Consider the following 22,048-nt stretch of genomic DNA (forward strand, 5'->3'; position numbering starts at 1 on the left):
CACCTGCCGAATAGGCTGGGTGTCATGACCGACGCCGATGTCACGATGCCCGCCTCATCCCCGTTGCTCGCCGAGGGCGCTGTCCTCGAGCACCTGTACACGGGCGCGATCTGGAGCGAGGGGCCCGCGTGGATCGCGGAGACCGGCCGCGTGCGCTGGAGCGACATCCCGAACGACCGCATCCTCGAGTTCGACACCGCGACCCGTGAGACGGCCGTGTTCCGCGACGGCGCCGAGTACACGAACGGGCGCACGATCGACCGCGAGGGCCGGGTCGTGCAGTGCAGTCACGGGCGCCGCGCGGTCGAGATCGAGGGGCCCGACGGCCCGGTCACGCTCGTCGACCGCTGGGCCGGCGGCCGTTTCAACTCCCCGAACGACGTCGTCGTGCACTCCGACGGCTCGATCTGGTTCACCGACCCGCCCTACGGCATCGACGCCAGCGGAGAGGAGGGCCACCCCGGCGAGCAGGAGTACGGCGGGTGCTACGTCTTCCGCTTCGAGCCGGACACCGGAGCGATCGAGCCGGTGATCACGGCGATGGTGCACCCGAACGGGCTCGCGTTCTCACCCGACGAGTCGATCCTGTACGTGTCCGACACCGCCACCGCCGCCCGCCGGATCGCGGCCTACGACGTCGCAGCAGACGGCGTCTCGGTCGTCGCCGGCGACACCCCCGGTCGCACCTTCGCGAGCACCGCGGTTCCCGCGTCCGACGGCTTCCGGATCGACGTCGACGGCAACGTCTGGTCGTCGGCGGGCGACGGCGTCGAGGTCTTCGACCCGTCCGGCGCGACCATCCTGCGCATCCCGGTCCCGGAGCGCACCGCGAACGTCTGCTTCGGCGACCCCGACGGCCGCACCCTCTACATCACGGCCAGCACATCTCTCTACCGAATCCGAACCGCCACCCGCCAAAGCCCGCGAACTGTCACTCCAGCACAGTGACGGGGCGCTGGACTAGCGGTTGGTGACAGTTCGCGAGCTGGCCCGGGGGACGAGTTCAGGGGCGAAGACGATGTGGCGGGATGACGGAGGCGGGACGGGGGCACCGTCGGCGACGGCGAACTCCAGGAGGAGCAGCTCGACGGCGGCGACACCGAAACCCTCGTGCGGCGCCCGCACCGAGGTGAGGGGGATGATCGACGACTCCGCGAACTCGATGTCGTCATAGCCGACGATCGCGATGTCCTCGGGCACCCGGACCCCGTGCTCGACCACGAGCGTCTGCATGATGCCGAGCGCCAGCAGGTCGTTGACCGCGAAGACGGCGTCGGGACGGGCGTCGACCGTTCGTGCGGCGATCGCTCGTCCGAGCTCGCGCCCCTCGGCGATCGTGCGCTCCGTGCCCGCGATCACCTCCAGCGTGGCTCCCGGAACCGCAGCGACGGCGGAACTCGCACCCTCGAACCGATCGGCGACCTGACGGATGCCGAGCGGACCACCGACGAACGCGAGCCGGCGACGACCGGTCTGCAGCAGGTGCTCCGCGGCGAGGAACCCACCACGGACGTCGTCGACCGACACCGACGGCTGGTCCGGTGACGATGCGAGCTGCCCGACGAGAACCGACGGGATGCCCCGCTGCCGGATGCTCGTCAACCGCTCCTCGACGGACTCGTGGGAGGCGACGAGCATGCCCTGCACGCGCTGCGCCTCGAACATGCCGAGATAGGCGTCCTCGCGCTCACGACTCCGGTTCGAGTTGGCGATGAACACCGAGAGACCGTCTTCGGCCGCGCGCTGCTCCACCCCCTCGGCGATGGTCGCGAAGAACGGGTTGCTGACGTCCGGCGCGATGTACGCGATGGTGCCGCTCCGTCCGAGACGGAGCTGCCAGGCGGCGTTGTTCCGCACGAACCCGAGCTGGTCGATCGCCCGCTGGATGCGCTCCTGCTTCTCGGGCGAGACGCGGTCGGGGTGGTTGATGTAGTGGGAGACCGTGCCCATGGACACGTCGGCGAGCGTCGCGACCTCGCGGATTCCGACTCGTCCCATGCTCAACCCCTCCTGTCGTCCTGCGGCGCTGCGGGCGCTCGCCCGCGGCCCGGCTCAGTCTAGATCGCCCGGTCCCGGCCGGTCCTGAGCGCTGCCGGGCTGCTGGTCGCGCGGCTCCGGGCCGGTCCAGTCCGGTCCGAGGGGCTCGGGTATCTCCACGCCGACCTCGATGAGGGCGTCGGTGACGACCCGGATCGCGTTGAGCGCGCGTGGGAACCCCGCGTACTGCACGGTGTGGATGACGGTCTCGAGGATCTCCGTCGCGGTGCAGCCGACGTTGATCGCACCGCGGGTGTGGCCGCGCAGCTGTGGTTCGAGCCCACCGAGCGCGACGAGAGCCGCGAGGGTGATGAGCTCCCGCTGCGCCAGCGTGAGCCCCGGCCGGGAGTAGATGTCGCCGAAGTTGAACTCGATACCGAAACGCGCGAGATCCTGCGCGCGCCCGGTCTGCATCGCGACGAGCCCCTCCGACTTCCCCTCGCCGTACACCTCGTCGAACTTCGCCTTGCCGCGCTCGAGTCTCGTCATGTCCTCTGGTCCTGTCGTCATCGTCCGTCGCCTCAGATCGAGTGTCCGCCGTCGAGCGGCAGGATGAGGCCGGTGAGGTTCACGGCGGCGGGTGAGGCGAGGAAGACGACCGTCTCCGCGAGGTGCTCCGGCTCGCCGAGCAGCCGGGTGGGGATCTGCGCGAGGAGCGCCTCGCGACGCTCCGGGGTGTCGTTGTCGCGGCCGGGGGTCGCCTGGGCTCCGGGGGCGAGCGCGTTGACGGTGACACCCTGCTCGGCGACCTCGATGGCGAGCGCTTTCGTGAGTCCGACGACGCCGGCCTTGGCCGCGGCGTAGGCCGTCGCCCCGCGCACGAGGCGTCCGCCACTGACGGCGGCGATGGACGCGATGCTGATGATGCGACCGGAGCGCTGTTCGAGCATCGACGGCAGGACTGCGCGCGTGACGTTGAACACCGAGTTGAGGTTGCGGTCCATCTGGGTCATCCAGGTCTCGTACGTCATCTCGTGGAAGAAGCTGACCGCGCCGCCGCCCGCACCGTTCAGGAGGATGTCGACCCCACCCCACTCGTCGACGATGCCGCCGACGGCAGCCTGGACGGCGTCGAAGTCGGTCAAATCGGCCGTCGCCGATGCGGCCCGCACCCCGTGCGCACGGACGAGTTCCGCCGTCTCCTCGAGCCCCGCGGCGTTGAGGTCGAGGCCGGCGACGTCGGCACCCTCCGCGGCGAGCTTCTGGGCGATCACCCGGCCGAGCGCTCCTGCTGCTCCGGTGATGACGGCTCGTTTGCCCTGCAACCTCATGTGCGGTTCCGTTCCTCGTCCGGCGGGTTCACTCGCCGTGCATCGTCGTTGACTGTAGTCGTGCCGACATGATCGAGATCACGGGACGACGATCACCCATTCTCGTCGCCGTCTTGAAACGTGTCAATATGCATTCCGTTCAGCCTCAGACGCACTCGAAGCGCCGCACCGAGCGGAACTGATCCGACGCTTGACATGCGACCCGAGCGCGGTTAGCCTCGGCCATTGAAACGCTTCAACTTTGCTCGCGACCATCACCGCTCGCGTCTCAACATCACTGCCACATCTTCAAGGAGGAAATGTGTCCACAGCGCACCGGGCCCCGAAACGTCGGTCGGCCACCGCCATCGCCGCTCTCGGCGTCACCACTCTCGCCCTGACCGCCTGCGCAGGGAACGGCGGCGCATCGAGCGCCACGTCGTTCGACTACCTCGCGGCCGTCGAGAACTCGATCGTCCGCGACGAACTCACCGCTCTCGGCGACGGCGCGTGCGCCGCGAACGAGAAGGCACTGCCGCTCAAGGTCGAGACCCTGCCCCAGGCCGACGTGCTCCAGCGCGTCACGCTGCTCGCCAGCCAGAACGCCCTGCCCACGACCTTCACCGCACCGACCGCACCGCTGCGGCCCGGCGGCACCCTCGGCGACGACGACACCGTCCTCGACCTCGAGGACACCCTCACCGAGCTGGGCGTCATGGACGACATCCTCCCCTCGGCCGTCGCCACCGTGAAGAACATCTACGGCGACCGGTTCGTCTCGATGCCCTACCAGTACAACGTCGAGGGCTTCTTCTACAACAAGACGATGTTCACGGACCTCGGCATCGCGGTCCCGCAGACGTGGGACGAACTGCTCGACGCGGCCGACACCGTCCAGGCCTCCGGCAAGTCCGCCTTCACGGTCTCCGGTGCCCAGGGCTGGACGATCACCCGCTACATCAGCACCTACCTCTTCCGGCTGCTCGGCCCGGACGCGATGAACGACATCGCCTCGGGTGACGCCAAGCTGACCGACCCGGAGTACATCGAGGCGATCACCGCCGTCGCCGACCTCGGCAAGTACTTCGGTGCCGGCATCACGACGATGGACATGCAGACCGCGACGAGCGAGTTCTTCACCGGCAACGCGGCCATGATGTACAACGGCACCTGGATGCTCGCCGACGTCTACAACACCGAACTCAACCAGATCGGTGAGGACGCCGTGGGCTTCATGCCGTTCCCGACCGTCGAGGGCGGCAAGGGGTCCATCGACCAGTACCCGGCGAACACCGGTGCGGCGACCTCGTTCTCCACGAAGGGGTACGACGAGGAGAAGGTCGGAGGCTGGCTCAGCTGCATCGCCGAGAACTACGGCTCCAGCGTGCTGAAGAACCAGGGCGTCATCTCCGGCTTCAAGCTCAACGAAGAGGTCACCGACGTCCCGGCGCTCACCGCCGAGGTGCAGGGCATCATGGCCGACACCGACGAGACGGTCACCTGGTTCGAGACCTTCCTCCCCGAGAAGGCCGGCGTCGACGCCCAGACGAACGCCGCCCCGCTGCTCACCGGCGGCATCTCCCCCGAGGACTTCGCGGCGCTCGTCCAGGCCGGCGTGGACGCGGGTCTCAAGAAGTAACCGGCGATCCGGTCGCCTGGCACCCGCCCGGCGACCGGATCCGTCCGTCCGCGGACTTCCACCCCTGCAGCGGGTCACGCACCCTGCCGCCCCAGCCTCACGGTCCCCCGACCGACTCAGGAGCACAGCATGAAAGACGTCCTCGGCGACAGGAAGGCCATCGCCATCCTGCTGGGCCCGGCCCTGCTCATCTTCACCCTGGTGAAGCTCGTCCCGGTGATGTGGTCGTTCGGCCTCACCTTCTTCCAGGGCGACCTGCGCGGCTTCGAGTTCGTCGGCCTCGACAACTTCGCCCAGCTCTTCGCCGACCCGACGGCACCGGAAGCGATCTTCTTCAGCATCAAGTACTCGCTCATCGCGACGGTCGCGCAGATCGCCCTCGGGTACGCACTCTCCCTCTTCTACGTCTTCGTCCTCAAGAAGGCGTCGACGCTCGTCCGCACGCTCGTGTTCTTCCCGGTCGTGCTGCCGACCGTCGCCGTCGGTCTGCTGTTCAAGCGCCTGTTCGAGGTCGCGCCGCAGACCGGGCCGGTCAACGCCATCCTGAACGGCTTCGGCATCGACTCGGTGGACTGGTTCAGCTCGCCCGACAGCGCGTTCGTCGTGATCATCATCATGGACCTGTGGCGGTCGATGGGCTTCTACGCCGTCCTGCTCTACGCCGGGCTCCTCGACATCCCCGAGGAGGTGATCGAGTCGGCCCGCATCGACGGCGCCCGCGGCCTGAAGCTCGTCCGGTACATCATCGTGCCGCTGTCGCTCCCCGTCCTGCTGTCCGCCGTGATCTTCAGTTTCAACGCGACGCTCAAGGTGTTCGACTCGGTGCTCGCCTTGACGGGCGGTGGGCCCGGGACGGCGACGACCCCGCTGACGCTGTACATGTACAACACGACGTTCACGTACCAGAACTACGGCTACGGCTCGACGCTCGCGTTCGTGCTCACGATCATGTGCTTCCTCGTGACGCTCCTGATCTTCAAGACCTCCCGCAAAGACCTGACGAAGGACTGACGCCATGACGACCGCCATCACCCCGGCGCCTGGCGCCACCACCCCGGCTTCGAGCGGCAGCGGCGACGGATCCGGCACCGCCGTCCGCCGCCCGAAGATGCGACGCGCTCCCCGCTCGCGCGCCTACTACCTGCGGAAACTGCCCTCGGTCATCCTCATCGGACTCCTGCTCGTGATCGAGATCTACCCGATCGTCTGGCTGTTCCTGTCCTCGTTCAAGAACCAGCGCGAGTTCCTGCAGGAGTCCACCTTCTCCCTCCCGGAGTCGTGGAGCTTCGACAACTACGTCACGGCCTGGACGACCGGCAACATCTCGCAGAACCTGCTCAACAGCGTCATCGTGACCCTGCCGTCGCTCGTCTTCATCCTCATCTTCGGCGTCGCCGCTGCCTTCGCCCTCGAGGTGATGGTGTGGAAGCGCCGCAACCTGACACTGCTGCTGTTCATCTCCGGCATCATGATCCCCGGCCAGATGATCCTCGTCCCGTTGTTCGTCGCCTACTTCAACCTCGGCCTGACGAACACCTACTGGCCGATGATCATCACCTACACGGCACTCGGGATGCCCTTGACGGTCTTCATGATGACCGCCTACTTCCGGGCCGTGCCGCGCGAGGTGTTCGAGGCGTCGACGATCGACGGTGCCGGCATCATCCGTTCCTTCTGGTCCATCGGGCTGCCGATGGTGCGGAACGCGCTCTTCACGATCGGGCTCGTCCAGTTCCTCTCCATCTGGAACGACCTGCTCATCTCGCTGACGTTCACGACGAACGCCGACCTCCGCACCATCCAGGCCGGTCTGTTGAACTTCAGCGGGGAGTTCGGCCAGGTCGACTACGGGCCGCTGTTCGCGGGCATCTGCATCAACGTCTTCTCACTGCTCGTCGTGTTCGTGTTCCTCAACCAGCGGATCATGAAGGGGCTGGCATCCGGCGCTCTCAAGGGGTGACGCCTGAGTGCCCGACGATTGCAGGATGGACGACATGATCAACGACGACACGACCCACACGCCCTCCGCCGCCCAGACGGCTCCAGCAGCGGCGACACCAGACGACCTCCGCCTGCTCGGCTCGACCGGACTCCTCGCGAGCCCGGTCACGGTCGGCACCTCCGGCCTCGGCACCCCGGCGAGCGCCGACGGCTCACCGGCCGCCGGCTCCACGGCCTTCGCGTCGGCCGCCCTGCGTGGCCCCAACCTGCTCGTCGACACCTCGAACGCCTACTCGGACGGGCGCAGCGAGACGGCCATCGGTGATGCCATCCGGCAGGGCGGTCTGCCCGAGGGGCGCGGGGTCGTGACGAAGGCCGACCAGGATCCGTCGACGGCGGTGTTCGACCGCGACCGGGTGCTGCGCTCCTTCGAGGAGAGTCTCGAGCGGCTCGGCGTCGAGCGCATCCCGGTGTTCCACCTGCACGACCCGTACTCGGTGTCGTTCGAGGATGCGTCGGCACCGGGCGGTGCGATCGAGGGCATGCTGGCGCTCAAGGAGCAAGGCCTGGTCGATGCGATCGGGATCGCGGCGGGTGCCATCAGCGTGATGCTGCCCTACGTTCGCACCGGCGTCTTCGACGTGCTCCTCACCCACAACCGGTTCACGCTCGTCGACCGCTCGGCGACCGGCTTGCTGGAGGAGGCGCGGTCGCGGGGGATGGGCGTCTTCAATGCGGCGCCGTTCGGGGGCGGGCTCCTCGCCGGGCGTCGTGGCCGCGACGGCAAGCCGGCCACGTACGCGTACCAGGCCGGGTCGCCTGAGCTGCTCGCCTGGGTCGACCGCGCCGACGAACTGGCCGGCCGACACGGCATCCCGCTTGCAGCTGCCGCCCTCGCGTTCTCGACGCGATCGGACCTCGTCGACTCCACCGTCGTCGGGATGAACCGTCCGGAGCGGCTGGAACAGGTCGAGGCACTGCGCACGACCCTCATCCCCGACGACTTCTGGTCGGACCTCGACGCCCTCGGCACACCGCCGAGCACCATCACCGACTGAGCCCCCTTCGCCTCCATCCATACATCCACCCACCAATCCACCAACTCCCCGTTCTCTTCCCCTGTCCCTTTCTCAGGAGTCCCTCGGTGTGGCGGCCGCTGGCCGGGCCGGCGCGCCGAGGACCTCCTGAGAAAGGCACAACAGGCGATGAAGGTTGCACGATGATGAAGGTTGCACGACGATGAACGACTCAGCAGGGCTGGCAGCGTCGTGGGTCGAAGACCCGATCCCGGGAACCGGGCGGCGGCGACCCCGGGCCGACGAACTGAGCGACGCGCGTCGGCTGTCCCTCAACGGCGACTGGGCGTTCACCCTCTCGCCGACGGCCGACGGGACGGGCGACACCGTCGGCGATCCCTCGCTCGATGACGCCTCCTGGGACCGCATCCGGGTGCCTGCCCACTGGGTCCTCGAGGGCCACGGGCAGCCGCTGTACACGAACACCGCGTTCCCGATCCCGATCGACCCGCCTCGCGTGCCCGAGGAGAACCCGACGGGCGACTACCGCCGTACCTTCGTCCTGCCGGTCGGCTGGCGTCGCACGGACACGGTGCTGCGCTTCCAGGGTGTCGACTCCTGCGGGACCGTGTGGCTGAACGGCGTGCTCCTCGGCCACAGCAAAGGCAGCCGTCTCCCGGTGGAGTACGACGTCGGTGAGCACCTCGTCCCCGGTGAGAACGTCCTCGCCGTGCGGGTGCACCGGTGGTCGAGCGGCACGTACCTGGAGGACCAGGACATGTGGTGGTTGCCCGGGATCTTCCGCGACGTCGACCTCCTGGAACGCCCGGCCGGCGCGATCGACGACGTCCAGGTCCGCGCGAGCTACGACCACCGCGACGGCATCGGGGTCCTGCGTGTCGACACCGACGTCCCCGGCCTCGTCGACGTCCCCGAGCTCGGCATCCGCGACCTCCCCACCGGCACCGCGACCGCGCTGCCGGTCGAGCCCTGGAGCGCCGAGGTACCGCGCCTCTACACGGCGCACCTCAGGCCGCGGCCGACCGACGAGACGCCCGTGGCCGGCGAGACCGTCGAGCTGCGCGTCGGGTTCCGCACCGTCGCCATCGAGGACGGCCGCTTCCTCGTGAACGGCGTCCCGGTGCTGTTCCGCGGGGTCAACCGGCACGAGCACGACCAGGATCGCGGCCGTGCACTCGACGTGGCCACCATGCGGCAGGACATCCTGCTCATGAAGCAGCACAACCTCAACGCCGTGCGCACGAGCCACTACCCGCCCCACCCAGACTTCCTCCGCCTCTGCGACGAGCTTGGGCTGTGGGTGGTCGAGGAGTGCGACCTCGAGACCCACGGCTTCATCTACACCGACTGGGCCGGCAATCCGCCGACGGAGCCGGTCTGGCGCGACGCGATGCTCGACCGTGTCCAGCGGATGGTCGAGCGCGACAAGAACCACCCGTCGATCGTCGTGTGGTCGATGGCGAACGAAAGCTGGGTCGGCGAGAACTTCGACGTGCTGGAGCAGTGGATCCGCGAGCGCGACCCGTCCCGGCCGATCCTGTACGAGCGCGATCCGTCGTATCGGAACTCGGACTTCTCGAGCCTCATGTACCCCGACCAGGAGCTGCTCGAGGCCATCGGGCGTCGCGAGGAACCGACCCCCGCGGGCGTGGTGGCAGGTTCGCCGGACGACGTGCGTCGGCGGAGACTCCCGTTCCTGCTCTGCGAGTACGCGCACGCGATGGGTAACGGCCCGGGTTCGCTCGTCGACTACCAGCGGATCCTCGAGTCCTCCGACCGGTTCTGCGGCGGCTTCGTCTGGGAGTGGATCGACCACGGCTTCCGCAGCACCGACGCCGCCGGGAACGCGTTCATCATGCACGGCGGCGATGTCGCCTTCCGACCGAACGGCGGACGCTACTGCCTCGACGGACTCGTCTTCGCCGACCGCACGCCCTCCCCCGGCCTCGCCGAGCTGCACGCCGCGATCAGTCCGGTCGAGCTCCTGCTCGACGTGCACAACTCCTGCTCATGCCCGCCGAACCCGAATTCCGACCCGGACTGGCGAGAGCCGGACACCGCTGCACGTGCGACCTGCAGGAGTTGTGGACGCGAGACCGGGGGCACGCTGACGGTACGGAACAAGCACGACGTGCGGTCGCTCGACCACCTCGCGCTGCGATGGGTCATGGAGGACGACGGTGTCGCGGTCGCGTCCGGTGAACTGGAGATGCCTGGGGTGGGTGCCCGGAGCGAGACGACCGTCGATCTGCCGACCGAGGCGCTCGTCGCACCGACCACCGTCGACGTGGATCCGGTCTCCGGCGCACCCGTCGAGCGTTGGCTCACCGTGCGCGCCGTCCTCGCCGCGGACGAACCCTGGGCGACCGCGGGACACGAGGTCGCGTTCGGGCAGGCGCGGATCGCCGCCGACCGACCGGCGGATCCGACGGGCGTCACCGTTCCCGTGCCGGCCGCCGCGCGCAGACCCCTCGCTCACGCCGACCGCACGCCGGGCCACCGCATCACCCTCGGCGCAGGCTCATTCGACGCCCGCACCGGTCGGCTCGTCGCGCTCGGCGACCTGGAGTTCGACGGCCCCGTCCTCGACATCATGCGCGCACCCACCGAGAACGATCGGGGCCAGGGGCCGCGGAACACGGCCGCAGCCAGTTGGAAGCTCACGGGACTCGACCGCTTCCTCCACCGGACCGACGCCGTCGAGCGGATCGACGTCGGGGTGGGCGGCGGCCTGCGGGTCTCCGGCCGCAGCGCCCCGGCCGCGCACGGGCTCGGCCTGCGCTGGACGTTCGACTGGACCGTCGTGGGCGGCGCCTTGGACCTGTCGGTCACCGTTGTCCCCGAGGGGATCTGGGAGCATACCCCCATCGGCGATCACGTGCTGACGCTGCCGCGCCTGGGCCTCCGAATCGGACTACCGGGCAGCTACACGGATGCGACGTGGTTCGGTCGGGGCCCCGGCGAGTCGTACGTCGACAGCCTCGCCGCGGCGCGCGTCGGTCGCTTCACGAGCAGTGTCGACGGGCTCCAGACCGACTATCCGGTGCCCGAGGAGAACGGCAACCACGTCGGGACGCGTTGGGTGGAACTCACCGGCGACGGCCTGCCGACCCTGCGAGCCGAGCAGCTGCAGGACACCGGCTTCGACTTCACCGCCCGACGATGGACGAGCGAAGCGCTCGAGGAGGCCCGCCACCCGCAGGACCTCCGAGACTCCGGCCGCGTGTGGCTCAACCTCGACCACGCCCAGCAGGGCCTCGGCAGCTCGTCGTGCGGCCCGGCCCTGCCCGAGCGCTACCGCGTGCCGGTGGCGGAGACGACCTTCGGCGTGCGGCTGCGGACGCTCACGCCCGACCCTGCAGAATGAGGTTCCAGTACACCCAGGGCAGGACGTAGCGGTCGGCGATGAACGTGAATCGACGCTCCTTCGCGAGTCCGTTCCAGAACGGGATCGAGGGCTTCGGGCGGTAGCGGTCGTCGAACTCGGCGAAGACCACCGTCCCGCGGGAGACCGTGAACGGGCACACCGAGTAGCCGTTGTAGACCGTGCTCGGCTCCTGACCGGACCGCACGGCGACGAGGTTCTTCGCGAGGGTCTTCGTCTGTTGCCGGAGGGCACCGCCGGACTTCGAACTCATCACCGCGGCGGCGTCTCCGAGCGCCCAGACGTCGGGGAACCGCGGATGCCGCAGGGTCAGTGAGTCGACCTCGACGAACCCACCCGGGTTGCCGGGGTCGGCGAGCGCCGTGGCCGCGAGCCAGTCCGGTGCGGACTGCGGCGGCACGGCGTGAAGGACGTCGTAGGGGATCTCCTCCCGGAGTCCGCCCGTCACGCCGTCCTGCCCGCGATCCGGGCCGTCCTGCGGGTCGGTCTGCGCGATGGTCACCACGCTCCGCTCCGGATCCACCGCGACGAGCTCGCGCGAGAACCGTACCTCGATGCCGTACTCGGCGACCTTTCGGTCGAGTTCGGCGTCGATCATCGGCATGCCGAACATCGTGGGTGTGGGCACGACCAGCACCACACGGATGTCGTCGAGGACGCCCGTCTGCCGCCAGTAGTCGCACGCGAGGTACATCGGCTTCTGCGCGGCACCCGAGCAGCTCGCGGGGCCGGCGGGCTGCGTGAACACGACGGTGCCGGAGCGGACCGACCGGAGCACGCGCGAGGCCTTCTGCGCGTACTCGAAGGTGTAGTTGGAGATCCCGACCGGCGACGCCATCGCCTCCGTCAGACCGGGCACGGCGTCCCAGTCCTGTTGGATGCCCGGAGCGACGATGAGCTGGTCGTACTCGACGGCGGTGCCGGATTCCAGCGTCACCGTCTTCGCGACCGGGTCGATGGACCGGACCCGGTCCTGGATCCAGGTCACGCCCTTCGGCGTCACGGCGTGCTGTGGCCTCGTGGCGACCGACGCGGACGCGGTCCCGCCAGCGACGTGCGAGAACATCGGCTGGTACCGGTGGTGCTCCCGCGGTTCGATGACCGCGACGTCGTCGACGCCGTATCGCCGGAGCCTCCCGGCGACGGAGAGACCGGCGTTGCCGCCACCGATGACGACCACCTCGTGATGGAGCGGTGCCGTCCTGGGATCGGTCACGGTGGCGGCGGCGCTCAGGATCCGGACTGACCGCGACCGGTGGCGTTCTGCAGCCGGTCGATGTGTTCGGAGGCCTGCGCCTTCGTCAGGTCGGCGGGGAGCTCCTCGCCTGCCTCACGGGCCAGGGTGTCGAGGTAGCTGCGCTGCGGGCCGGTCATCGGCTCGTCGCCGGTGACCCAGTCCTCGGGGTCCTTGCTCGCGCTCGTCGAGCTGTCGTCGCCTCGTGCTCCGAGGGTCTCCTCGGTGGCGCCGATCGTCTCGGGTGCACCGGAGGTCGTGGCGTCAGGGGTCGTTGCATCGGTCTGTTCTGCGTCAGTCATGCGGCAACGGTACGTCGAGCGGACGATCGGGCAGGAGGGGTTGCGCGGCCCGCGCGATCGGTGTCGGAATAGCGACGGACGACCCCCGGTTGACCCAGGCGACCGCGTGCGGCCGCACCGTCCACGAAGGAGACCCATGTCCGACACCGCTTCCGGAACCGACCGATCGGCCGACGAGCCGACCCCGTCGCAGGGCACCACCATCGGCATCCTCGGCGCCGGCAAGGTCGGCACGGTCCTGGCACGACTCGCGGTCGCCGCCGGATACCGGGTGCTCATCAGCGGATCGCGCGACGCCGCCCGGATCGCCCTGACGATCGACGTCCTCGCGCCGGGTGCCGTCGCCACGACCGCCGCCGAGGCGGCGGCCCAGGCCGACCTCGTCATCCTCGCGCTGCCCCTCGGCAAGCACCGGTCGGTGCCCGTCGACGAGCTGCGCGGCAAGCTCGTCATCGACGCCATGAACTACTGGTGGGAGGTCGACGGACATCGCGACGACCTCAGCGCGCCAGAGACCTCGACGAGCGAGCTGGTCGCCGCCTTCCTGCCGGAGTCACGGGTCGTGAAGGCGTTCAACCACATGGGGTACCACGACCTCGACGGGGAACCGCGTCCGGCCGGCACGCCGGGCCGCAAGGGCATCGCGATCGCCGGCGACGCCCCCGCGGACCGGGCAGCCGTCTCGGCCGTGGTGGACGCCCTCGGGTTCGACCCCGTCGAGATCGGACCGCTGCGCGCGGGCGTCGTCCTCGAACCCGGACACGAGCTCTTCGGGGCGAACATCGGTGCCGACGAGATCCGCGAGGTCGCCGAGGTGCGGGCGTTGGCCGAAGCCGAGGCGGGCGTCCGCTAGGCGACGCGGCGGGTTCCAGCGTCGGATCGGTCTCGACCGTTCGGTCGCGGGGTGAGCGCCGCTGAGCGGATCACCTCCGCGAGCTCGCCGGCACGGCTCCACATCGGCCAGTGACCTGTCGAGAGGTCGACGACCTCAACGGTCGCGAGCCCCGCGACCTCGGCGAACATGGGGTGTCCGCCTCGGGCCAGGTCCAGCACCTGCGCGCTGGGGATCGAGCAGCACACCAGGGTGGTCGGGACGGCGGCGCGGGCGTCGTTGGTCAGCTCGACAGCCTGTCGGAGGACGGACCCCGGCTCGGGGACCGCCCGGGCGCGGAACCGGTCGAGGACCTCGGCGCTCAAGCCGTCGAGGCTCGCCTGCTGCGCGAGGACGTCGAACGCCGGGAGCGGAAGCTCGTCGACGTCGTCCGGCAGGTCCGGCGCGAGGACGGTTCCTGGCGCCACCGGACCTGAGTCGACCCACACCACCCGGCGGACGAGCTCCGGATGCCGGTCGAGGAGCAGGGTGACGGGAGCGTTGGCGCCGCTGTGCGCGACGATGACGGCCGGGTGGTCCGCGGAGACGTCCCGCCGGACGAGTACCTCCGTGATCGCGGCCACTTGGTCGTCGAGGGTCCTGCTGGACCGGTCGGGATCGGCGCCGTCGAGGCCGGGCAGGGTGATCGCGACGGTGCGCGAACGGTCGGGGTCGAGATGGTCGATGACGTCGTCCCAGGCCCAGGCGCCCAGCCAGTGGCCGGCGATGAGGACGATGGTCGGGGTGTCGTTCTGTGTGTTCATGACTCCAGCCTGAAGCGCGCTCCAGGCAGGTGTGTGTCACTATTTCTGTCATGAATCTCGAACTCGTGAGCCGATGAAGCGGGCAGAGCGACTCCACGCCCTGTCCGAGGCACTGCGTCGGGGTGGATCGCGAGGAACCTCCGCCGAGCGGTTGGCGAGGGACTTCGGCGTCTCGGTGCGCACCGTGAAGCGGGATCTCCAGGCACTCGAGCGCAGCGGCGCGCCCGTCTGGTCCCGCCCCGGACCAGGTGGCGGATACGGGTTGGCCGTCGGGGCGACACTGCCCCCGGTCAGCCTATCCCCGGTGCAAGCGGTGGCGCTCATGTCGGCGGTGTCCGCGGCACCCGACGCCCCGTACGCGGACCTGGCGGCCGCCGGAGTGCAGAAGATCCTGGACGTCCTCGACCCCAGGACCCGGGCACGAGCCGATGCACTGGCCGGTCGGATCTGGATCGATGCGCCCCCGACCGCTTCGCGCGTCGTCCGATCGGCGCTCGAGGACGCGATGGCCGAGCAGCGGGTCGTCCGCATCCGGTACACCTCGCGGGCCGGGAGCACGACCACGCGCGACGTCGAGCCCGTGCTGTTCGCCTCGACGAACGGTCAGTGGTACCTCGTCGGATGGTGCCGGATGCGCGATGCGATGCGGTGGTTCACCGTGGCGCGTATCGAGCGAGCCAGCGTGACGTCGGCGGGCTGCAGCGGCCACACGGTGGAGGAGGTCGGCGAGCCTCCCGCGAACGCGACCCCGGTCCACGGTCGGAGGGAGGATCGCTGAGGCGGCCGGTCAGCCCCGCGCCGACCGCTCGCGCTCGAACTCATCCCGCCAGAAGTACTCGGGCTCGAAGCCGAGCCGTGTGCGGGCCTTGTCGATGGACATGAGCGTCTCGAACTCGCCGAGCCCCGCCCGCAGCGGGACACCGGGGAAGTGCGTCGCCGCGAGCTCAGCCGACGGCACGGTCGTCCCGTTGTCGGAGGCGCACACGTCATAGACCTCGAAGCCGGGCTCCGCTCGGGTCAGCGCCAGCGCGACCGCCTGCGCACCGTCACGTGCGTCGACGTAGCTGAACAGGAGGTCGCGCCGGTACCCGGGCTCCGACGCACGCGCGAAGGTCCCGTACTCCCCCGGCGCCACGACGTTCGTGAACCGCAACGCGGTGATCGACGTCCCGTCGGCCCACCGCACCAACTGTGCGGCCATCGCCTCCTCGGCGACCTTCCCGAGCGCGTAGGTGTTGTTCGCGCGACTGACGGTCTCGTCGATCGGCAGGAACTCGGGCGCCTCCTCGAACGGGAATCCCATGGCCGTGATGCTCGATGCCGTCACGATCGTCCGGATCCCCGCCCGCAGCGCCGCGTGCAGCACGTTGAACGACACGGTCAGGTTGTTGTGGAACGTCGCCGCATCCGGCACGAGCCCGTTCACCGGGATCGCGGCCAGGTGCACCACGGCGTCGAGACCTGCGAACCTCGCCGTCACCCCGAGCAGGCTGTCGATCGTCTGCCCGTAGTCGGCCAGGTCCACGCGGGTGAACCCCGGCCCGGCCGCGCCTGCGACGTCGAGCCCGTGCACGTCGTGGCCGTCCCGCCGCAGTCGCTCGACGGTGGCGGAACCGAGCTTGCCCGAACTCCCGGTGACGGCGATGCGCATACCGACGATCCTAGGCTCGGGCCGGGAAGTCAGCAGGCAGCGGGAGTGCGGTCACCACGTGGCCGGCGGCGTCCTCGTCATTCGCATGCAGATGACCGACGCGCCCACCGGCCGGGAGTCCCGTCTCCGTGAAGAAGCCGCGGATCGTCTCGTACACCTCGACGATGTCGTGGGTGTCGCCGGCCTGCGTCAGCACGATGTCGCCCGACTGCACGTATCGCTCACCACCGTCGACGAGCACCTTCCCCTTACCCTCCGTGATGAACCAGATCTCGTGGTCGTCGTGGTGGTGCCGGTCGAACCGTCCGCCGTCGACCGACACCGCGAAGCGCCCGATCGTGCCGATCTCGCTCCAGTCCGGCTTCGAACCCGGATGCACCCAGGAGCCCGGTTCGATCACCGGCATCAGCGGTCCTGCTTCCAGCTCGGGGCCGTTCCGGCGTCGAGGATGCGCGCGTCGGGCAGACCGTCGAGCCCCGTCTCCGCGCCACCCGGCGTGTACACGACCGACAGCCGCAGCGGGCGCCACGTCGTGTTGTAGGTGGAGTGCACGGTGTCCTTCGGGATGTACACGGCGTCGCCCTCGCGGATCGGGAACGCCGGACCGTCGCCGACCGTCTGCACGCCCTCACCGGAGATCACCGTGATGACCTCCTCCTCGCCCGGGTGCTGATGGGGTGCGTGGCCCTGCCCGGGGTAGACGATGACCTCGCCGACCGTGAGCCCGGCGCCCTCGTCGAGATGCGGGGTGACGAGCCACTTGATGGTGCCCCAGTCGAAGACCCGGGTGGGGACCTCGTCGGGGCGACGGCCGGCGGTGGCGGGGGTGATGGCGTGTTCGGTCATGTGAGGCTCCTCGTCGAGTGGTCGTGCGATGGGCGGTGCGGGCGGTCAGCGGGTCGGGATGGCCTTGAAGTCCTCGATCTGGCGCTTGATGGCGCGCTCGGTCGGGAGACGCTCGACGGATGATGCGCCGAAGAACCCGGAGACACCAGTCGTGTTGGCGAGGATGTAGGCGGCGTCCTCGGGTTCGGCGATCGGACCGCCGTGGCACAGCACGATGACGTCCGGGTTGATCGCGACGGCCGCGTCCCGCATCTCCTGTACCCGGTGCGCCGACTCCTCCAGCGAGAGCGCCGTGGTCGCGCCGATCGTGCCGGCGGTCGTGAGGCCCATGTGCGGGACGAGGACGTCGGCACCCGCCTCGGTCATCGCGACCGTCGACTCGACGTCGAAGACGTACGGCGCCGTGAGGAGGTCGCGCTCGGCGGCGAGGCGGATCATGTCGACCTCGAGGTCGTAGCCCATGCCCGTCTCCTCGAGGTTCTGGCGGAAGACGCCGTCGAAGAGCCCGACGGTCGGGAAGTTCTGCACGCCGGTGAACCCCATCGTCTTGAGTTCGTCGAGGAAGCGCTCCATGATCCGGAACGGGTCCGTCCCGTTCACGCCGGCGAGCACCGGGGTGTCGCGGACGATCGGCAGCACCTCCCGGCTCATCTCCACGACGACCTGGTTGGCGTCCCCGTAGGCGAGCAGCCCCGACAGTGAGCCGCGACCGGCCATCCGGTACCGGCCGGAGTTGTAGATGATGATGAGGTCGACGCCGCCCGCCTCCGCGGACTTCGCCGAGATGCCGGTGCCCGCCCCGGCGCCGATGACGGCCTCACCGCGCGCGACGGTGGTGCGGAGACGTTCGAGTGCGATGGTCCTGTCCATGGTCAGTCCTCTTCCGTTGTGCTGTGCTGGCCGGTGCTGTTCCGCTCGATCAGGGCGTGCAGGGTGTCGGCGGCGAGCCTCGCGAACACCGGATCATTGAGATGCTCCAGACGGTCGACGACGGTGACCGCGCTGCCCGCCACGCCCGCGAGCACCGCATCGACGAGCGCCGCGTCCGCCGCCGCGTCGCGGAAGGGCAAGCCCTCGGCGTCGAGCGCCGAGACACCGCCGCGCGGGATCAGCAGGACCGTGGGGGCCTCGGCTCCTGCGAGCTTCACCCCGATCCGCTCGCCCAGTTCGCGGTTCTCGTCGACCGTGGTGCGCATGAGCGTCACCGTCGCGTTGTGGACGAAGAAGTCGCGATCGGCGAACCGCTCCGGCACGGTGTCGCGAGGGCCGAAGTTCACCATGTCGAGCGCTCCGAGGCTGACGAGCTGCGGGACGCCTGCCGCGCCGGCCGCGGTGAGTCGGTCGGCGCCCGCCGTCAGAACGCCGCCGACGAGGTCGTCGGCCAGTTCGGTCGTCGTGAGGTCGAGGACCCCCGCGAGCATGCCGCTGCGGGCGAGCGACTCCAGCGCCTGCCCACCCGAGCCGGTGGCGTGGAAGACGAGGACCTCGTAGCCGAGTTCGTCGAGGCGCTCGCGAGCCACGTCGACCGCCGGCGTCGTGACCCCGAACATCGACGCCCCGACGAGCGGGCGGTCCGTCCGTTCGGCGGACGAGGCCGGACCGCGCGCCTGCGCAGCCGCCGCCATGCCGGCGATGGCCGCCACCGCGTTCCCGAGGACGGCACGGGAGATCTGGTTGATCCCGGCGATGTCGACCACGCTGTACATGAGCGTCACATCGTTCGCGCCGACGTACGGCGCGACGTCCCCGGACGCCATCGTCGACACGAGGAGCTTCGGGGCCCCGATCGGCAGTTCGCGGAAGACCCGGGCGGCGATGGCCGACCCACCGCTGCCACCGAGGGCGAGGACGGCGTCGACCCGCCCGGAGGCGTGCAGCCGGCCGATCATGGTCGCGGCGCCCTCGGCCATCGCACTCACGGCGGCGCCACGATCCTCCGCGGCGAGCAGCGTCTCGAGATCGGTCCCGGCGGCGGCCGCCACCTCGTGGTTCGGATGATCCACGGCAGCGTCGTACTCGTGGGGCTCACGCGTTCCGGCGTCGACGACCACGACGTCCGCGCCCAGTTCGCCGAGACGCTCGGCGACCCACCGGTACTCGGCGCCCTTGGTATCGAGGGTGCCGACGAGGGCGACGGTCGGTCGGACTCCTGCTTCGGGTGCTGTCATCGTCGCTCTCCATCGTCGTCGTCGTGAGCGCAGGACGGCCGCGTATCGGCGCGCCCCACCTGACGGATCCGCTCCGACCCCGCCAGCGCCTCCATCCTGGTCCAGGTTTTGAAACGTGTCAAGAAGTGGCGCAGCATCCTCGCTTTCTCGCATACCAACGCTGTAGCATCAGCTTTTGAAACGTGTCAGAGTTGATCGCTGAGCGAGCTGCGACGCGCCTGCCTGACGAAAGGACCAGCAGCCACGATGGTGACCACGAGCGCCCCCAGATTCGAGCACCTCCGAGAGGCCCGAGGGATCGGCGACGCCACCCCGAGGCTGAGCTGGACGAATCTGGCGCCCGCCGGCTGGGAGCAGCACGCCGCCGAGATCGAGATCACCCGCGACGGACGGGTCACGACCACGGGCCGGGTCGCCACCGGTGAATCCGTCCTCGTCGCCTGGCCCGCCGCTCCCCTCCGCTCGCGTGAGGTGGCATCGGTGCGCGTACGGGTGTGGGGCACCGACGGCGGCCCTGGCCAGGCGGTCGAGGTGGCCGACTGGAGCCCGGTGGCGACGGTCGAGGCCGGCCTGCTCGCACCGGGCGACTGGGTCGCGGTGCCGGTCGCAGCAGACTGGGATGAGGATCCGGAGAGCGACACCCGCCGGCCGCCCCTCCTGCGGCGCGACTTCGTCGTCGGCGCCGGTCTGGCCTCCGCCCGCCTGTACCTCACCGCGCACGGCGTCTACGAAGCGGAGATCAACGGTCATCGCGTCGGGGACGAGGCGCTCGCGCCGGGTTGGACCAGCTACGCGAGCCGGCTGCGCACAGCGACGCACGACGTCACCGAGCTCCTGCACCCCGGCGACAACGCGATCGGCTCCTGGATGGGCGACGGCTGGTACCGGGGTCGACTGGGGTGGCGCGGTGGCTTCCGCAACCTGTTCGGCTCGGACCTCTCACTCATCGCCCAGCTCGAACTCCGCTATGAGGACGGTCGCGTCGAGACCATCGCGACCGACGAGCACTGGCACGCCTCGTTCGGCCCCATCATCAGCTCCGGCAACTACGACGGTGAGCACTACGACGCCCGCGAGGAGCTCCCCGGATGGTCGGAGCCCGGCTTCGACGACAGCGGGTGGGCCGGCGTACGGATCGGCACGCGCGACCCCGCCACCTTCGTCGCACCGCAGGGACCCCCGGTGCGCGCGACGCAGGAGGTCGCGCCGATCGCGGTCCTCACGAGCCCGAGCGGCAAGCGGATCCTCGACCTCGGCCAGAACCTCGTCGGTCGACTGCGGATCCGGGTGACCGGTCAGGCGGGCGAGACGGTCGTGATCCGGACCGCGGAGGTCATGCAGGGGGGCGAGATCTACACCCGTCCGCTCCGCGAGGCGAAGGCGACCGACAGCTACACCCTCGCCGGCCGCCCGACCCCGGTCGACGGCGGTCCCGCGGAGGAGTGGGAGCCGCGGTTCACGATCCACGGCTTCCGGTACGCGGAGATCACCGGATGGCCGGGCGATCTCGACGAGGCGGTCGCGAACGGCGACGTCGTCGCGCGGGTCTACCACTCCGACCTCGAGCGGACGGGCTGGTTCGAGAGCTCCGACGAGCGGGTGGACCGCCTGCACGAGAACGTGCTCTGGAGCATGCGTGGGAACTTCGTCGACCTCCCCACCGACTGCCCGCAGCGGGACGAGCGCGTCGGCTGGACCGGCGACCTGCAGGTCTTCGCACGGACCGCGTCCTTCCTCTACGACGTGTCGGGCATGCTCGGCTCCTGGTTGCGCGACGTCGCGGTCGAACAGCACGAGGACGGCACCGTGCCCTGGTACGTGCCGTTCATCCCCGACGACGGCCAGTGGACGCCGAACCGGCCCGGTGCCGTGTGGGGCGACGTCGCCGTCCTCACCCCGTGGGTGCTCTACGAGCGGTTCGGCGACATCGGCGTCCTCGCGACGCAGTACGACAGCGCGAAGCGGTGGGTCGACCTCGTGCACCGGCTCTCCGGGCCGAGCCATCTGTGGGACGAGGGGTTCCAACTGGGCGACTGGCTCGACCCCGCGGCACCACCGGACCGGCCGGCCGAATCGCTGACCGACCGCCACCTCGTCGCGACCGCCTACTCCGCCTGGTCCACGGCGCACCTCGCGAAGACCGCCGCCGTGCTCGGTCGCGTGGACGACGCCGAGTACTACGCCGAACTCGCAGAGGCGACCCGCCGGGCGTTCCTCGCGGCGTACGTCGGCGAGGACGGGCTGATGGCGAGTGATGCGCAGACCGCGTACTCGCTCGCGATCGCGTTCGAGCTCCTGCCGGACCCGGCGGCCGTGGACCGCGCCGGCGAGCGGTTGAGCGCCCTCGTCGCCGCCGCCGGCAACCGCATCGCGACGGGCTTCGTCGGGACGCCGATCGTGAGCGACGCGCTGACGACGTCGGGACATCTCGACCGCGCGTACGACCTCCTGCTCGAGGACGAATGCCCGTCCTGGCTGTACGCCGTCGATCAGGGCGCGACGACCATCTGGGAGCGCTGGGACAGCATGCTGCCCGACGGGACCGTGAACCCGGGGCAGATGACCTCGTTCAACCACTACGCGCTCGGAGCGGTGGCGGACTGGCTGCACCGGGTCGTCGCCGGCATCGCTCCGGCGGCGCCCGGCTACCGCTCGATCCTGTTCCGACCCCGACCCGGCGGTGGGCTCACCCACGCCTCGGCCGTGCACCTGACGCCCTACGGTCGCGCGTCGATCGCCTGGCGGATCGTCGACGGCATGCTGCACGTCGAGGTCGAGGTGCCCACGGGGACGACGGCCGTCGTCGATTTGCCGGGCGACGAGCCGCTGTCGGTGACGAGCGGCACGCACCGATTCGAGGTGGCGGTCGGAACGGTAGACGATCCATTCAGAGGAATAGAACCGCTCCACGCGACGCTGTAGT

General features: G+C 69.9%; 20 protein-coding genes. 9 read left to right on the forward strand and 11 right to left on the reverse strand.

The window, feature by feature from the left end:
* The first annotated feature begins 24 nt into the window (after positions 1-24).
* Positions 25-948 (forward strand): SMP-30/gluconolactonase/LRE family protein, encoded by a 924-nt coding sequence (locus IFU30_RS17050; RefSeq protein WP_192006292.1) that lies wholly within the window; start codon positions 25-27, stop codon positions 946-948.
* A gap of 12 nt (positions 949-960) precedes the next feature.
* Here IFU30_RS17050 and IFU30_RS17055 read toward each other — a convergent pair whose 3' ends face one another.
* Genes IFU30_RS17055 through IFU30_RS17065 form a run of 3 tightly spaced genes read right to left on the reverse strand, consistent with a single transcriptional unit; the run spans position 961 to position 3,308 of the window.
* Positions 961-1,998, reverse strand: coding sequence for a LacI family DNA-binding transcriptional regulator (locus tag IFU30_RS17055; protein ID WP_192006294.1), 1,038 nt, complete (start codon positions 1,996-1,998; stop codon positions 961-963).
* A 54-nt stretch (positions 1,999-2,052) separates the two neighbouring features.
* Positions 2,053-2,547, reverse strand: a complete 495-nt coding sequence (locus tag IFU30_RS17060; protein ID WP_197977606.1) for a carboxymuconolactone decarboxylase family protein — start codon at positions 2,545-2,547, stop codon at positions 2,053-2,055.
* Between the two features lie 11 nt (positions 2,548-2,558).
* Positions 2,559-3,308: an SDR family NAD(P)-dependent oxidoreductase gene (locus IFU30_RS17065; RefSeq protein WP_064295740.1), complete on the reverse strand. Its 750-nt coding sequence runs from the start codon at positions 3,306-3,308 to the stop codon at positions 2,559-2,561.
* A gap of 301 nt (positions 3,309-3,609) precedes the next feature.
* On the opposite strand from IFU30_RS17065, the gene IFU30_RS17070 reads away from it, so the two are divergent.
* The 5 genes from IFU30_RS17070 to IFU30_RS17090 all read left to right on the forward strand — a co-directional run bounded on the left by IFU30_RS17070 (position 3,610) and on the right by IFU30_RS17090 (position 11,271).
* Positions 3,610-4,926, forward strand: a complete 1,317-nt coding sequence (locus IFU30_RS17070) for an extracellular solute-binding protein (protein ID WP_192006296.1) — start codon at positions 3,610-3,612, stop codon at positions 4,924-4,926.
* Positions 4,927-5,055: 129 nt separating this feature from the next.
* Complete coding sequence (locus IFU30_RS17075) at positions 5,056-5,937, forward strand: carbohydrate ABC transporter permease (protein WP_064295739.1); 882 nt, start codon at positions 5,056-5,058, stop codon at positions 5,935-5,937.
* 4 nt (positions 5,938-5,941) lie between these two features.
* Positions 5,942-6,886 carry a carbohydrate ABC transporter permease gene (locus tag IFU30_RS17080; RefSeq protein WP_228507330.1) on the forward strand — a complete coding sequence of 315 codons (945 nt, stop codon included), beginning with the start codon at positions 5,942-5,944 and terminating at the stop codon, positions 6,884-6,886.
* A 34-nt stretch (positions 6,887-6,920) separates the two neighbouring features.
* Positions 6,921-7,925, forward strand: a complete 1,005-nt coding sequence (locus tag IFU30_RS17085; RefSeq protein WP_192006298.1) for an aldo/keto reductase — start codon at positions 6,921-6,923, stop codon at positions 7,923-7,925.
* 181 nt (positions 7,926-8,106) lie between these two features.
* Complete coding sequence (locus IFU30_RS17090) at positions 8,107-11,271, forward strand: glycoside hydrolase family 2 TIM barrel-domain containing protein (RefSeq protein ID WP_192006300.1); 3,165 nt, start codon at positions 8,107-8,109, stop codon at positions 11,269-11,271.
* Here IFU30_RS17090 and IFU30_RS17095 read toward each other — a convergent pair.
* Positions 11,249-12,505, reverse strand: coding sequence for an FAD-dependent oxidoreductase (locus IFU30_RS17095; RefSeq protein ID WP_192006302.1), 1,257 nt, complete (start codon positions 12,503-12,505; stop codon positions 11,249-11,251). The two genes, IFU30_RS17090 and IFU30_RS17095, sit on opposite strands and share 23 nt — an antisense overlap.
* 14 nt (positions 12,506-12,519) lie before the next feature.
* The gene (locus IFU30_RS17100) at positions 12,520-12,825 is read right to left on the reverse strand and encodes a DUF3072 domain-containing protein (protein ID WP_079706423.1); all 306 of its coding nucleotides are present in this window, start codon (positions 12,823-12,825) and stop codon (positions 12,520-12,522) included.
* 136 nt (positions 12,826-12,961) lie between these two features.
* Between IFU30_RS17100 and IFU30_RS17105 the strand changes: the two genes are divergently transcribed.
* Positions 12,962-13,678 (forward strand): NADPH-dependent F420 reductase, encoded by a 717-nt coding sequence (locus IFU30_RS17105; RefSeq protein WP_192006304.1) that lies wholly within the window; start codon positions 12,962-12,964, stop codon positions 13,676-13,678.
* On the opposite strand, the gene IFU30_RS17110 is transcribed toward IFU30_RS17105, so the two are convergent.
* Entirely contained in the window at positions 13,675-14,460 is a 786-nt protein-coding gene (locus IFU30_RS17110) for an alpha/beta fold hydrolase (RefSeq protein WP_192006306.1), read from the reverse strand. The two genes, IFU30_RS17105 and IFU30_RS17110, sit on opposite strands and share 4 nt — an antisense overlap.
* Positions 14,461-14,533: 73 nt before the next feature.
* Here IFU30_RS17110 and IFU30_RS17115 point away from each other — a divergent pair, with 73 nt between their 5' ends.
* Positions 14,534-15,238: a helix-turn-helix transcriptional regulator gene (locus IFU30_RS17115; RefSeq protein WP_192006308.1), complete on the forward strand. Its 705-nt coding sequence runs from the start codon at positions 14,534-14,536 to the stop codon at positions 15,236-15,238.
* Between the two features lie 9 nt (positions 15,239-15,247).
* Here IFU30_RS17115 and IFU30_RS17120 read toward each other — a convergent pair whose 3' ends face one another.
* The 5 genes from IFU30_RS17120 to IFU30_RS17140 are packed head-to-tail and all read right to left on the reverse strand — an operon-like array spanning position 15,248 to position 19,125.
* Positions 15,248-16,111, reverse strand: a complete 864-nt coding sequence (locus IFU30_RS17120; RefSeq protein ID WP_192006310.1) for an NAD-dependent epimerase/dehydratase family protein — start codon at positions 16,109-16,111, stop codon at positions 15,248-15,250.
* 10 nt (positions 16,112-16,121) lie between these two features.
* Entirely contained in the window at positions 16,122-16,517 is a 396-nt protein-coding gene (locus IFU30_RS17125) for an AraC family ligand binding domain-containing protein (RefSeq protein ID WP_138945500.1), read from the reverse strand.
* A complete protein-coding gene (locus tag IFU30_RS17130) occupies positions 16,517-16,957 on the reverse strand; it encodes a cupin domain-containing protein (RefSeq protein WP_138945501.1) in 441 nt (146 codons plus the stop codon). The genes IFU30_RS17125 and IFU30_RS17130 overlap by 1 nt, the downstream gene beginning before the upstream one ends.
* Before the next feature lie 45 nt (positions 16,958-17,002).
* Complete coding sequence (locus IFU30_RS17135) at positions 17,003-17,827, reverse strand: phosphoenolpyruvate hydrolase family protein (protein WP_192006312.1); 825 nt, start codon at positions 17,825-17,827, stop codon at positions 17,003-17,005.
* A 2-nt stretch (positions 17,828-17,829) separates the two neighbouring features.
* Positions 17,830-19,125, reverse strand: coding sequence for a Tm-1-like ATP-binding domain-containing protein (locus tag IFU30_RS17140; RefSeq protein WP_192006314.1), 1,296 nt, complete (start codon positions 19,123-19,125; stop codon positions 17,830-17,832).
* A gap of 246 nt (positions 19,126-19,371) precedes the next feature.
* On the opposite strand from IFU30_RS17140, the gene IFU30_RS17145 reads away from it, so the two are divergent.
* Positions 19,372-22,047: a glycoside hydrolase family 78 protein gene (locus IFU30_RS17145; RefSeq protein ID WP_192006316.1), complete on the forward strand. Its 2,676-nt coding sequence runs from the start codon at positions 19,372-19,374 to the stop codon at positions 22,045-22,047.
* Position 22,048 lies beyond the last annotated feature (1 nt).

Source organism: Plantibacter sp. CFBP 8798 (assembly GCF_014841195.1).
In the GTDB taxonomy this organism is placed as follows: Bacteria; Actinomycetota; Actinomycetes; order Actinomycetales; family Microbacteriaceae; genus Plantibacter; species Plantibacter auratus.